We start from the raw sequence: 12,859 nt of genomic DNA, 5'->3' as shown, positions 1-12,859 counted from the left end.
ACGTCTTCCGGCAGGGTCAGTACAGGCTCGGCTCGCCGGGCGGGCGCGTCTTGAAGCGCTTGTGGACCCAGTAGTACTGCTCGGGCATCAGCGGGATCTGTTCCTCGAGGAATTCGTTCATCCGGCGCGCGTCGAGATCGTCGTCGCCGGTCGGGTAGTTGGCCCACGGCTTGAAGACCTTCAGCCGGTAGCCCTTGTAGTTGGGCAGCACTTCGCCGATAAAGGGCAGAACCTGCGCATGGCCGGTCTTGGCGAATCGGCCGACCGCCGTCAGCGTGCAGGCGGGTATGCCGAAGAAGGGCACGAACGTCGAGTTGCGCAGCCCGTAGTCCATGTCGGCGCCGAGCATCACCGGCTTGCGGTCGCGCAGCCAGCGCAGCACGGTGCGCGCGCTGTCGGCCCGGCTTGCGAGTTCCGCACCGAAGCGGCTGCGGCCGGCTTTGGCCGCGGCCTCGATTTCCGGGCTCTTCATCGGCGTATAGAGCGAGCCGCACGGGCGATCGAGAGCGAGATTGATCGCCATCGAGCCGGCCTCGATGCCGACGAAATGGAACCCGAGCAAGAGGGTCGGCGGCATGTCCGGATCGGTGAGGTCGACCTCGCTCTCGACCGTAAACAGCTTGCGGTAGGCCTGTTCCGACGCGAACCACTGGTAGCTGCGCTCGACGTAGCTGCGGATCGCATGGCGGAAATGCTGCCCCGCCACTTCCTCGCGCCGCGCGTCGCTCCAGTCAGGGAAGCAGAGTTTCAGATTGGTGTGTACGATGCGTTTTCGCCGGCTGGGGATCTGGTACAGCAGCCAGCCGAGACCATCGCCGAACCGTGCGGTCAGGCCGTACGGCAACAGGGCGAGCAGTTTCAGCAAGCCGATGGCGAGGTGCGTGCCTAGACGACCTAGCATGCGAAACCTCCATGGAACCGGCTGGCCGGCATGTCGAGAACAGGGTGGTAAGACAGCGGAAGATGCAGCACGGGCGGCGCTCTGTGACAATTCAGGAAAGCCGCTATAATACGGGCTTCGCCGAGTTAACTGACAACTTGCGGGGCGAAGCCGGCTGGTGCGACACGCGCTGCCCGGTCCTGGTAATCCGCTAAAGCGTCGCCGCTTCAGGCCCAACGAAGCTGGCTACGTGAAACCACCCGTAACCACACAGGAGCCTGAAAAAGTGGCAAACGATTATCTCTTCACGTCCGAATCCGTCTCCGAAGGCCATCCGGACAAAGTCGCGGACCAAATCTCGGACGCGATTCTCGACGCCATCCTCGAGCAGGACAAATATTCCCGCGTTGCGGCCGAAACGCTGTGCAACACGGGTCTCGTCGTCCTGGCCGGTGAAATCACCACGACGGCCAACATCGATTACATCCAGATCGCGCGCGACACCATCAAGCGCATCGGCTACGACAACACCGACTACGGCATCGACTACAAGGGTTGCGCGGTGCTCGTCGCGTACGACAAGCAGTCGCCGGACATCGCGCAGGGCGTCGATCGTGCACACGACGACAACCTCGACCAAGGCGCGGGCGACCAGGGCCTGATGTTCGGCTATGCGTGCGACGAAACGCCGGAACTGATGCCGCTGCCGATCTACCTGTCGCACCGCCTCGTCGAGCGCCAGGCCAGCCTGCGCCGCGACGGCCGCCTGCAATGGCTGCGCCCGGACGCGAAGTCGCAGGTGACGGTCCGCTACGTCGATGGCAAGCCCGATTCGATCGACACCGTCGTGCTGTCCACGCAGCACGCACCGGACATCGAACTGCCGGCGCTGCGCGAAGCCGTGATCGAGGAAATCATCAAGCCGACGCTGCCGGCCGACCTGATCAAGGGCGACATCAAGTTCCTCGTGAACCCGACCGGCCGGTTCGTGATCGGCGGCCCGCAGGGCGATTGCGGCCTGACCGGCCGCAAGATCATCGTCGACACGTACGGCGGTGCCGCACCGCACGGCGGCGGCGCGTTCTCGGGCAAGGATCCGTCGAAGGTCGACCGTTCAGCTGCGTATGCAGGCCGCTACGTCGCGAAGAACATCGTCGCCGCCGGCCTCGCGTCGCGCGCGCTGATCCAGGTGTCGTACGCAATCGGCGTCGCCGAGCCGACCTCGGTGATGGTCAACACGTTCGGCACGGGCCGCGTGTCGGATGCAGTGATCACGAAGCTTGTGCGCGAGCATTTCGACCTGCGTCCGAAGGGCATCATCAAGATGCTCGACCTGCTGCGTCCGATCTACGAAAAGACCGCTGCCTACGGCCACTTCGGCCGCGAAGAGCCGGAATTCTCGTGGGAAGCGACCGACAAGGCGCTCGCACTGGCCGAAGCGGCTGGCGTCGAGCCGACGGCACGCGTCGCGTAAGCGTCGTTCGCCCGCAAAGAAAAACCCCGGCTTGCCGGGGTTTTTTTATGGGTTCCGGTCGCCGGCGCAACGGCGGCGATCGTCGCGGGTCGTGCCCGCCGGCGCGTTCAGCGTGCGCCGAACCCGAACCAGCCGTTGCTGGCCGCGAGGCGGCGCGGACGGTTGACGCGGCGCTGGGGCCCAAGCGCACGGCGCAGCGCGAGCGCGCGCAGCGACGACGGCTTCTGCAGCAGCGAGCGCAGGCCGGTACGGCGTGCGAACGCCTGCGCGCTCATCATCGAGAAAAATGCGTGGAACCACGCACGGATACCGTCCAGCCGGCTGTGTGCGGGCGCACGCTCGGCCAGTGCCTGCGTGCGGGCGCGGTGATGGCGCAGCGAGCGGGCAGGAGCGGGCGGCACGACGCGCTTCGCAGCGCGGCTGAGACGGGAAGTCAGACGGAATGGCATGTGAACGATGCTTCGCTTGTATGGATGGCGCCCTTGGGAGCGCACTGGTATGAACGGCCTCGGATGGCGCAACGGATCTTACCGAAACTCGCTGCGCGCCGCGCCCGCCAGAATTGACAGGCCGCGACAGGCTACAGGGGATTCATGACGGGCAAAAGTCGCGATAAACCCTTGTGCCACAAGGCGTGTGCCGCATACCGCCTGTCGGTGAGGCAGGTGTCGCGACGAACAGTTCCCTTGCGCCGGATCAAATCAGCGATTGGCATGCCCCTGCGCACGACAATGGTGCTGTTCGCGGCATCCGGCGCCGATTTACAATCGTCACATTCACACAATAAACGTCTGGCATCCCATGTCGTCTCCATTGCAGTCGGAATCGATCCGCGCGCAAGTCGCGGAATTGCGCGAGCGCGGCTTCGTCGTCGCGCGTGGCCTCGTCAGCGAGCAGCAGTGCGCGACGCTCAGGCAGATCGCGGAGCGCCAGTTGCGTGAGGCCGCCGAGCCGATCGAATTCGAGGCCGACCTGCGCTACCCGGGCGCGCCCGAGTCGAAGCATGCGCCGGGCGGGCACACGGTGCGGCGGCTGCTCGATGCGTACTCGCGCGATCCGGCGTTCGCCGAGCGCGCGATCGCGCCCGAAATCGGCGCGTGGATGCGCGAGTATTTCGGCGAAGAGCCCGTGCTGTCGCGCGCGCATCACAACTGCATGATGACGAAGCATCCCGCGTACGGCAGCCTGACGGGCTGGCATCGCGATTTCCGCTACTGGTCGTTCGCACGCCCGGACATGGTGTCGGTGTGGCTCGCGCTGGGGCCGGAAACCAACGAGAACGGCGCGCTTTGGCTCGTGCCGGGTTCGCATACGGCCGAATTCGGGCCGGAAGCGTTCGACGATGCGAAGTTCTTCCGCGGCGACCTGCCGGAGAACCGCAAGATGATCGACGCGGCCACGTGCCCGTCGCTGCAGACGGGCGACGTCGTGTTCTTCCACAGCAACACGCTGCATTCGGCCGGGCAGAACCGCTCCGACCAGGTGAAGTTCTCGCTCGTGTACACGTATCACGGCGCGAGCAACCGGCCGGTGCCCGGCACGCGCTCGGCGTCGAAGCAGGAAGTGCAGTTCTAGGCGTGAATCGGGCAGCGCGGTGACGCCGCGATGCCAAGGCGATGCGGCGCATCGCCGGCGAACGAAGCAACGGGCGGCCTGGCCGCCCGTTTCGTTTGGCGCGGCCCGATCGGTCGACGCGGGCCGTGCGTACGTCGTGCGGCTAGGCGATCAGCGCTTGCCGCCCGGCATCGCGAGGCCGATCAGGCCGACGAACGATGCGACGGCGCCGCCGACGATCAGCAGGATCGTCTTCGTCGCGGGTGAACCGGTAAAGAAGCGCGACACGTTGTCGTTGATCGAATGGAACGACTGGCCGCCGAAGTACAGCAGCGCGACGCCGCCGACGAGCAGTGCAACCGAGATGACCCGGGACATACCAACCTCGCTGAAACGGTGATTCGAGACGCCGCAGTGTAGGCGACGACCGCGGTCGCGTCCATCGCCTTGCCCGCCGTGCGCGCGCGGGCCGCTTTCGTTACCATAGTCGTCGTATGACTCCTTCGCCGTCGCCGCGCCGTGCGCGCGGCAAGCGCGTCCCTTCCCCGATGTCCTGACGGAACAGACTCATGGCCTACGAAGCAGCTTCCGAACGTTATGCCGGCATGCAATACCGCACCTGCGGCAAATCCGGGCTCAAACTGCCCGCCCTGTCGCTTGGCCTGTGGCACAACTTCGGCGACTCGACGCCGATCTCGACGCAGCGCGAAATCCTGCGCACCGCGTTCGACCTCGGCATCAACCACTTCGACCTCGCGAACAACTACGGGCCGCCGTACGGCAGCGCCGAGACCAACTTCGGCCGGCTGCTGAAGGAGGATTTCCGGCCGTATCGCGACGAACTGCTGATCTCGACGAAGGCCGGCTGGGACATGTGGCCGGGGCCGTACGGCAGCGGCGGCGGGTCGCGCAAGTACGTGCTCGCGAGCCTCGACCAGAGCCTGCAGCGGATGGGGCTCGACTACGTCGACATCTTCTATTCGCACCGCTTCGATGCGCACACGCCGCTCGAGGAAACGGCGGGCGCGCTGGCCGCGGCCGTACAGCAGGGCAAGGCGCTCTACATCGGCATTTCGTCGTATTCGGCCGCGAAGACGCGCGAGATGGCCGAACTGCTCGCGCAGTATCGCGTGCCGCTGCTGATCCACCAGCCGTCGTACAACATGCTGAACCGCTGGATCGAGAGCGACCTGCTCGGCACGCTCGACGACGTCGGCGCGGGCAGCATCGCGTTCACGCCGCTCGCGCAGGGGCTGCTGACGTCGAAGTACCTGAACGGCGTGCCGGCCGACGCGCGCGTGAACAAGCCGGGTGGCGGCTCGCTGAAGCAGGATCACCTGAGCGCGGACAACCTCGAGCACGTGCGCAAGCTCAACGCGATCGCCGAACGGCGCGGGCAGAGCCTTGCGCAGATGGCGTTGGCGTGGGTGCTGCGCAATGGCCGCGTGACGTCCGCGCTGATCGGCGCGAGCCGCGCGGAGCAGGTACGCGAAAACGTCGGCGCGCTGAAGAACCTCGAATTCTCGGCGGAGGAACTCGCGGAGATCGATCGTTACGCGACCGAAGGCGGCATCAATCTGTGGGAAAAGCCGTCCACCGACCAGGCGATCTGACCGGGAGTCGATACGGCATGCGAAACAATATCGCGTGCCGTATCGCGGGCTTGCGGACAGCACATCGCATCGCTGCGCTGCAGCGATGCGCGTGAGACGCCGACAGTCGCGCTAGATCAGCGCGGGCAGCCCTTCAACGAGCAATACCGCGACGCCGACGCCGAGGATGACGCCGAGCACGCGTAGCAGGTTGTGACGGAATTCGGTTGCGCACGGTACCGCGCCGAGAAATAGCGCTCCGGCCAGCGCCATCGGAATCAACAGGATGAAGTCGCCGATCGTGAAGTAGGTCGTCATGCGTGTCTCCAGGTCTTGACCGAAGCCAGCGTGTCAGCGCTTGATTCGGCCCCATGCCGGGTGTTTCTAGTGTTGGTCCGACCCGTTTGCGAGCGGGCCGGTCAATTCGAGTATAGGCAACCGGCGGCGCTTTTCGCTATCCGAACCATTAAAAATCAGCGGAAAGCCGCGCGAATCACGCGTTTTTCCCGCGAGTTCGACGAACGCCTTGCATGCATCTTTCCCGTTCCTTTCGATTTGCGCGAAATGGTCGCATGTGTCGTGGCGGGCCGCCGCACCCGCAGGCGCGGCGGCCCGTCCGCTTACGCGCGCCCGGGTTGCGCGCGGGTGGCCGACGCGCGGAACACGAGCGCGAGCCCGGCGATGATCGCTCCCATGCCGGCGAGCGCGAGCGGCTCCGGCCGGTTGCCGAGCCACACGGCATCCATCAGCGTGGTGACGACGGGCACGAGATAGAACAGGCTCGTCACGTTGACGAGATCGCCGCGCTGCATCAACCGATAGAACAGCAGTTGCGCGATCACCGAAATCACGATGCCGAGCCACAGCAGCGGTACGACGAATGCCCAGCTCGTCTCGAACGACACCGGTCGGAACGGCACGATCGCGACGCACAGCGCGAGGCCGATCGCATTCTGCAGCGGCAGCACGTCGGCGGGCGCCGCGCGTACGCGTTTTTGCAGCAACGAGCCGGCGGTCAGCGCGACGAGTGCGGTGAGCGCGCATGCGATGCCCGCAGCCGACAGGCCGCCCGCACCGCCGCCCGCGCCACGGCACACGACGAGCGCGAGCCCGGCCAGCGACAGCGCGAGACCCGCGACGCGCACCGGCTGCCAGCGTCGCTCGACGATCGCGAGCGTGAGGATCGGCTGGACGCCGAGGATCGTTGCGAGCACACCGGGCGCGATTCCGCGCTCGAGTGCGAGCAGGTAGAAGATCGAATAGCCGCCCATCATCAGCAAGCCGGTCAGCGCGGCCATGCGCCGCTCGCCGCGCGGCGGCAGCCAGCGTTTGCGCATGACGGCCAGCGCGAGCAGCACGAGCGAGGCGAGTGCGAAGCGTGCGGTGAGAAAGGCGAACGCGGACGCGTGACGCAGACCGAGTTCAGAGAAGATCGCGCCGCTGCTCCACAGCAGCACGAAGAGCGACGTCGCGCCATGCGCGGCAAGCGCGCGTTTGAACGAAACCATGTGAATCCACCTGTCGAACGGATCGGAACGTTCCATTCGCGCGCGCAGCAACATGCGGTGCGTCACGATGCACGCACTGAAGCCAACGGGGGCGAATGGAAGACGAAACGGAAGCCGGCTGGTCAGCCGGCGCGCACCGCCGGAGGGGGCGGCGCGGCGCCGACGAGCGGCGGTGCGACAGGCGGGGGCAGGACCGACGGATGCGCGCACGCCTGCGGCCGCGAGTCGAACTGCGGCCGGGATTTTGCGAGGGCGGACGTGAGCGGATGCATCGTGTCGGAATGCGATTGAACGCGAATGAAGGCCAAAGGTACCGCAAGGCAACCATCGAGCGCAACCACCGTCGGCGGCTGCGCAGCGCGAACGACGCGATGCGTCGATCACGTGCGCGCCGCGGCGCCGGGCGCTTTCGGCGGGCAGTCACATTCGACAGGGTATGATGGGGGTAACCGGGCGGGCAAGTGCCTGCCCGGCGCAGTGGTTGATTGGAGACATTCGACGAATTCGCGGCGCTTCGCCTGCTTCTTCTTCTTTTCGCGCTTCGATAAACCGTGAACAATGGGATTACGCGCAACGCTCCGCCGAGGGCGGCGCGGATCGCGCATTTGCCAGCCCGCCAGCGGGCCGGGTTTCAAGATTCAAGAGTGGGGAACCATCATGCATGTCGGGTCGATTGTCTGCACTACCCATATCGCTGTGCCGAAGGGCGCGCGCGGCATCGTCCAGCGCGTTCTGGGCGACATGGCCATGGTGACCTGGTACGCGGGCGTGCCGGGTGAGTCGAAAGAACTCAACACCGAGCCGTTCTTTCTCGAGGACCTGATCGACACCGGCGAATCCGTACTGCCGGCCGGCGCGGCGCTTCACTAAGCGCGCTTAGCACCGGACGCTCGTCTTTCGGTCCGGCTGGCGGCACAATGCGGGGCATGACAGACGCCACTTCCGCTCCCGCTTCTCCCGCCAGCCCGCCGTTCGCCGGCCTCACGCCCGAGTGCGTGCTCGACGCGCTCGACAGCGTGCTGATACCGGCCGGCCTGCGCACCGACGGGCGCCTGCTCGCCCTCAACAGCTACGAAAACCGCGTCTACCAGGTCGGCATCGAAGACGGCCCGCCGGTCGTCGCGAAGTTCTATCGCCCGGCGCGCTGGTCGGACGACGCGATTCTCGAAGAGCATGCGTTCGTCGCCGAACTCGCTGCGCGCGAGATTCCGGCGGTGCCCGCGCGCGCATTCGACGGTCGCACGCTGCACGCGTTCGACGGCTTCCGCTTCTCGGTCTTCGAGCGGCGCGGCGGTCGCGCACCCGATCTCGACCGCCGCGACACGCTCGAATGGCTCGGCCGCTTCATCGGCCGGATTCATGCGGTAGGCGCGACCGAGCCGTATGTCGCGCGTCCCGTGCTCGACATCAATACGTTCGGCCATGAGCCGCGCGACTACCTGCTCGCGCACGATTTCATTCCGGATGACGTACGACCGGCGTACGAGACGGCCGTCAGGCTCGCCCTCGAAGGCGTCGAGGCCGCGTTCGAGCGCGCGGGCGACATCCGCCTGCTGCGCACGCACGGCGACTGCCATCCCAGCAACGTGCTGTGGACCGATGCCGGCCCGCATTTCGTCGACTTCGACGACAGCCGGATGGCGCCGGCGGTCCAGGATCTGTGGCTGCTGCTGCCGGGCGATCGCGAAGGCGCGTCGCGCGCGCTGGCCGACCTGCTCGCCGGTTACGAGGATTTCTGCGAATTCGAGCCGCGCGAGCTGCATCTGGTCGAAGCGCTGCGCACGCTGCGGCTGATCCACTACGCGGCATGGCTCGCGCGACGCTGGGACGATCCCGCGTTTCCGGCTGCATTCCCGTGGTTCAACACGCATCGTTACTGGGAAGCGCGCGTGCTCGAGTTACGCGAGCAGATCGGCGCGATGCAGGAAGGGCCGCTCTGGCCCGTGTGACGGCACGCGCGGCATCCACGCCGCGCGGCGGACTGGCGCGGGCCGCCGCGCGATGCGCGCGGCCCATCCGGTGCGACTACCTCAGAACTTCATCATCAGCTTGATCACCGCGGCGAAGCGCTTGCCGTACGGCGGCGCGATCAGGCCGCGCGTGTTCAGCCGCGCCTGCGTGAGCACGGGCTTCATCTTCGAGAACGTCACGAAGCCGTCGTAGCCGTGGTACGCGCCCATGCCGCTTGCACCGACGCCGCCGAACGGCAGGCTGCCGCATGCGATGTGCATCAGCGCTTCGTTTATCGTCACGCCGCCCGAGATCGTTTCGCGCATCACGCGATCGATCGTGCCGCCATCCTCGTCGAACAGGTAGAGCGCGAGCGGACGCGGGCGCGCATTCACGTACGCGATCGCCTCGTCGAGCCGCTCGTACGGCACGAGCGGCAGCAGCGGCCCGAAGATTTCTTCCTGCATCAGTTGCGATGCGGCCGGCACCTGCGTGACCGCGCACGGCACGAAGCGGCGCGACGCGGGATCGGACTGGGCGTCGGACAGCGGATGCAGTTGCGCGCCGGCCGCCTGCGCGTCGCTCGCGAGTTGCTGCAGGCGCGCGTAGTGACGCGGCGATACGATCGTCGTGTAGTCGCCGTTCGCCGACAGGTCCGGATACATCTTCGCGAAGCGTGCCCGCGCGCGCTCGATGAACGCGGCTTCCATCCCGCGCGGCAGCAGCACGTAGTCGGGCGCGATGCAGGTCTGGCCCGCGTTCAGCGTCTTGCCGGCGACGATCGCATCGACGGCCGCATCGAAGCGTGCGTTCGGGCCGACGATCGCCGGCGACTTGCCGCCGAGCTCGAGCGTGACGGGCGTCAGGTTGTCGGCGGCCGCGCGCATCACGTGGCGGCCGACGTGCGTCGAACCGGTGAACAGCAGGTGATCGAACGGCAGCCCGCTGAATGCGGCGCCGACCTCCGCATCGCCGTTCACGACCGCGACGTGGTCGCGCGTGAAGGTCTTGCCGATGAGCTGCTCGAACAGGGCCGACGTGCGCGGCGTCAGTTCGGACATCTTGATGATCGCGCGGTTGCCGGCCGCGAGCGCGCAGATCAGCGGGCCGGCCGCGAGCAGCACCGGATAGTTCCACGGCACGACGATGCCGACCACGCCGAGCGGCTGCGGAATCACCTTCGCGCGCGCCGGGCGCAGCCACTTGTTCATCGGCTTGCGGATCGGCTTCATCCAGCGCTTGCCGTGCTTCAGCGCGTCGTCGATCTCTTCCTTCGCCATCCAGATTTCCGACAGCAGCACTTCCTGCTTCGCGCGATGGCCGAAATCGGCACTGATCGCTTCGGCCAGTGCATCCGCGTGGTCGATCAGCATCGTGCGCAGCGCGCGCAGGTGCTGCACGCGCGTTTCCCATGCGGGATACGGCGCGCGCAGGTACGCCGCGCGCTGGTCGCGCAGCAACGCCGTCAGCGCGTCGGCCGACGGCAGTGCTTGCGGGGCCAGTTCGGGCAGGTCGTTCTTCATGTCGTCTCCTCCAGTTGGGCCTGGCTGGTCGGCCGGCCGTCACGCCGCACGCGCACGCTCGGCGAGCGCGGCGACGCGGATCGGGTGATGCGGGTCGCGCGGCGCGGGGCCGGATGCGACGTGTGCTCGAAAACCGGTTGCAGCGTGCGGCAGGCGTCGCATCCGCGCGACGGTGTACGCGTCGGGAAACCGTGTCGCGGCGCATGGACATGCAACGCGAGGCGACTGTTGCCGGGCGCGCGACGCTGCGGCGCGACTGCCCGCTGTTGCACCGAAGCAGGGCAGCGCGACGGGTCGATCAAATCGTGCCGCAGCGTATCGCGCCGCCGCGGCGGCAAACCATCCAAACGGTCGGCGACGACGCGTGCCGTTCGATTTCGATCGACTGCGCGCATGATGCCGAGCATCGCCGCGAGCGCAGCCGTTTGAAATGAAATGCGGGTCACGTGCGCTGCATCCGGAAAACCTGGCCGGCACACGGCCTGCAGAACCTGGCGCTGCATCGTCGTCCCTCCCGTTTCGCGACGAATCGGCTTCTCGTGGCCGACGTATTGCGCGAAGCGAATCGATACATCTTAAATTTAGTTCACGCGGGCGTTTAGAGGAATCGCTCTTGAATCCGCGCGCCGCGCGCGCGGCGGCCATTCCTACAATGCCCGAACATTACAAGAGGGGACGCGGTCGCGCGGCGGTGCCGGGCGCCTTCCATGACACGACGGAGACGTGACATGCAATACGACTACATCATCGTCGGCGGCGGTTCGGGCGGGTCGAGCCTGGCAGGCCGTCTCGCCGATGCCTGCCCCGATGCGACGATCGCGCTGATCGAAGCCGGCTCGCATACGGAGCGCAACCTGCTCGTCAACATGCCGGTCGGCATCGCGGCGCTGGTGCCGTTCAAGCTCGGCACGAACTACGGCTACGAGACGGTGCCGCAGCCGGGCCTTGGCGGGCGACGCGGCTACCAGCCGCGCGGGCGCGGGATGGGCGGGTCGAGCGCGATCAACGCGATGATCTACACGCGCGGCCACCCGGGCGACTACGACGAGTGGGCGCAGCTCGGCGCGACGGGCTGGGGCTGGCAGGACGTGCTGCCGTATTTCCGCCGCGCGGAAGGCAACGAACGCGGCGCGGATGCGTGGCACGGCGCGGACGGCCCGCTGTCGGTGTCGGATCTGCGCTTTCGCAATCCGTTCTCCGAACGATTCATCCAGGCCGCGCACGCGGCCGGCTATCCGCTGAACGACGACTTCAACGGCGCGACGCAGGAAGGCGTCGGCTTCTACCAGGTCACGCACCGCGATGGCTCGCGCTGCAGCGTGGCGCGTGCGTATATCTACGGCCGCAACCGGCCGAACCTGCACGTGATCACCGATGCGACGGTGCTGCGCGTCGGCTTCGACGGCAAGCGCGCGGTCGGCGTCGCGGTATCGCGCAACGGCCGCGTCGAGACGCTCGGCGCGCGCGCGGAAGTGATCCTGTCGGCCGGCGCGTTCAATTCGCCGCAACTGCTGATGTGTTCGGGGATCGGTCCGGCCGAGCAACTGCGCCGGCACGGGATCGCGGTCGTGCAGGATGCCCCGGACGTCGGTGCGAACCTGATCGACCACATCGACTTCATCATCAACACGCGCGTGAATTCGTCGGAGCTGGTCGGCGTGTGTCTGCGCGGAATCGCGAAGATGACGCCCGCGCTCGCGCGCTATTTCTCGAGCCGCACGGGGATGATGACGAGCAACGTCGCGGAGGCCGGCGGCTTCATCAAGAGCGATCCGTCGCTCGAGCGTCCCGACCTGCAGCTGCATTTCTGCACGGCGCTCGTCGACGACCACAACCGCAAGATGCACTGGGGGTTCGGCTATTCGCTGCACGTGTGCGCGCTGCGGCCGTTCAGCCGCGGCACGGTCGCGCTCGCGACCGGCGATGCGCGCGACGCACCGCTGATCGATCCGCGCTTCTTCAGCGATTCACGCGATCTCGATCTGCTCGTGCGCGGCACGCAGGCGATGCGCCGGATCCTGTCGCAGGCGCCGCTTGCGTCGCAGGGCGGGCGCGAGCTGTACACGCGGGCAGACCAGAGCGAAGCCGAGCTGCGCAAGACGATTGTCGAGCATGCCGACACGATCTATCACCCGGTCGGTACCTGCCGGATGGGGGCGGATGCGCGCGCGGTCGTCGATCCGCAACTGCGCGTGCGCGGCGTCGAAGGGCTGCGTGTGGTCGATGCGTCGGTGATGCCGACGCTGGTCGGAGGGAACACGAATGCGCCGTCGGTGATGATCGGCGAGCGCGCGGCGGACTTCATCGTCGCGGCGCGCAAGGGTAGCGTGCCGCGCGGCGAGGCGGCTGCCGCGGTGCACGGCCGCTGAGCGCGGCGC

At 67.1% G+C, this 12,859-nt stretch carries 13 protein-coding genes; 6 read left to right on the top strand and 7 right to left on the bottom strand.

The annotated features are described in order from the left end of the window. Positions 1 to 16: 16 nt before the first annotated feature. A complete protein-coding gene (locus HWX87_RS30995; RefSeq protein ID WP_176050788.1) occupies positions 17 to 901 on the bottom strand; it encodes a lipid A biosynthesis lauroyl acyltransferase in 885 nt (294 codons plus the stop codon). Positions 902 to 1,166: 265 nt separating this feature from the next. Here HWX87_RS30995 and metK point away from each other — a divergent pair, with 265 nt between their 5' ends. Beyond that, complete coding sequence (metK, locus tag HWX87_RS30990; RefSeq protein WP_006482984.1) at positions 1,167 to 2,354, top strand: methionine adenosyltransferase; 1,188 nt, start codon at positions 1,167 to 1,169, stop codon at positions 2,352 to 2,354. 107 nt (positions 2,355 to 2,461) lie between these two features. Here metK and HWX87_RS30985 read toward each other — a convergent pair whose 3' ends face one another. Further along, positions 2,462 to 2,803, bottom strand: a complete 342-nt coding sequence (locus tag HWX87_RS30985) for a hypothetical protein (protein WP_176050787.1) — start codon at positions 2,801 to 2,803, stop codon at positions 2,462 to 2,464. A gap of 352 nt (positions 2,804 to 3,155) precedes the next feature. On the opposite strand from HWX87_RS30985, the gene HWX87_RS30980 reads away from it, so the two are divergent. Beyond that, positions 3,156 to 3,929 (top strand): phytanoyl-CoA dioxygenase family protein, encoded by a 774-nt coding sequence (locus tag HWX87_RS30980; RefSeq protein WP_176050786.1) that lies wholly within the window; start codon positions 3,156 to 3,158, stop codon positions 3,927 to 3,929. Between the two features lie 150 nt (positions 3,930 to 4,079). Here the strand turns inward: HWX87_RS30980 and HWX87_RS30975 are convergent, their stop codons facing one another. Then, positions 4,080 to 4,286 carry a DUF3185 family protein gene (locus HWX87_RS30975; RefSeq protein WP_176050785.1) on the bottom strand — a complete coding sequence of 69 codons (207 nt, stop codon included), beginning with the start codon at positions 4,284 to 4,286 and terminating at the stop codon, positions 4,080 to 4,082. A 191-nt stretch (positions 4,287 to 4,477) separates the two neighbouring features. Between HWX87_RS30975 and mgrA the strand changes: the two genes are divergently transcribed. Beyond that, positions 4,478 to 5,521 (top strand): L-glyceraldehyde 3-phosphate reductase, encoded by a 1,044-nt coding sequence (gene mgrA / locus HWX87_RS30970; protein WP_176050784.1) that lies wholly within the window; start codon positions 4,478 to 4,480, stop codon positions 5,519 to 5,521. A 111-nt stretch (positions 5,522 to 5,632) separates the two neighbouring features. Here the strand turns inward: mgrA and HWX87_RS30965 are convergent, their stop codons facing one another. Continuing rightward, the gene (locus tag HWX87_RS30965) at positions 5,633 to 5,818 is read right to left on the bottom strand and encodes a hypothetical protein (protein ID WP_011353526.1); all 186 of its coding nucleotides are present in this window, start codon (positions 5,816 to 5,818) and stop codon (positions 5,633 to 5,635) included. 302 nt (positions 5,819 to 6,120) lie between these two features. Beyond that, entirely contained in the window at positions 6,121 to 7,008 is an 888-nt protein-coding gene (locus tag HWX87_RS30960; RefSeq protein ID WP_176050783.1) for a DMT family transporter, read from the bottom strand. Positions 7,009 to 7,665: 657 nt separating this feature from the next. Between HWX87_RS30960 and HWX87_RS30955 the strand changes: the two genes are divergently transcribed. Together HWX87_RS30955 and HWX87_RS30950 are read left to right on the top strand one after the other, a co-directional pair. Further along, positions 7,666 to 7,878, top strand: a complete 213-nt coding sequence (locus HWX87_RS30955) for a hypothetical protein (protein WP_011353523.1) — start codon at positions 7,666 to 7,668, stop codon at positions 7,876 to 7,878. Positions 7,879 to 7,934: 56 nt separating this feature from the next. Then, on the top strand, positions 7,935 to 8,957 hold the full coding sequence (locus HWX87_RS30950; RefSeq protein WP_176050782.1) for a serine/threonine protein kinase: 1,023 nt from the start codon (positions 7,935 to 7,937) through the stop codon (positions 8,955 to 8,957). 81 nt (positions 8,958 to 9,038) lie between these two features. Here HWX87_RS30950 and HWX87_RS30945 read toward each other — a convergent pair whose 3' ends face one another. After that, positions 9,039 to 10,481, bottom strand: coding sequence for a coniferyl aldehyde dehydrogenase (locus HWX87_RS30945; protein WP_176050781.1), 1,443 nt, complete (start codon positions 10,479 to 10,481; stop codon positions 9,039 to 9,041). Next, positions 10,478 to 10,984 (bottom strand): hypothetical protein, encoded by a 507-nt coding sequence (locus HWX87_RS30940; RefSeq protein ID WP_176050780.1) that lies wholly within the window; start codon positions 10,982 to 10,984, stop codon positions 10,478 to 10,480. Before HWX87_RS30940 ends, HWX87_RS30945 begins: the two co-directional genes overlap by 4 nt. Before the next feature lie 225 nt (positions 10,985 to 11,209). Here HWX87_RS30940 and HWX87_RS30935 point away from each other — a divergent pair, with 225 nt between their 5' ends. Further along, positions 11,210 to 12,850 (top strand): GMC family oxidoreductase N-terminal domain-containing protein, encoded by a 1,641-nt coding sequence (locus HWX87_RS30935; RefSeq protein WP_176050779.1) that lies wholly within the window; start codon positions 11,210 to 11,212, stop codon positions 12,848 to 12,850. Positions 12,851 to 12,859 lie beyond the last annotated feature (9 nt).

It is taken from the genome of Burkholderia sp. BCC1644 (genome assembly GCF_902833225.1).
Lineage (GTDB): Bacteria > Pseudomonadota > Gammaproteobacteria > Burkholderiales > Burkholderiaceae > Burkholderia.
Note: the sequence above shows the minus strand (reverse complement) of the source record. Positions and strands in the feature narration are given on the sequence as shown.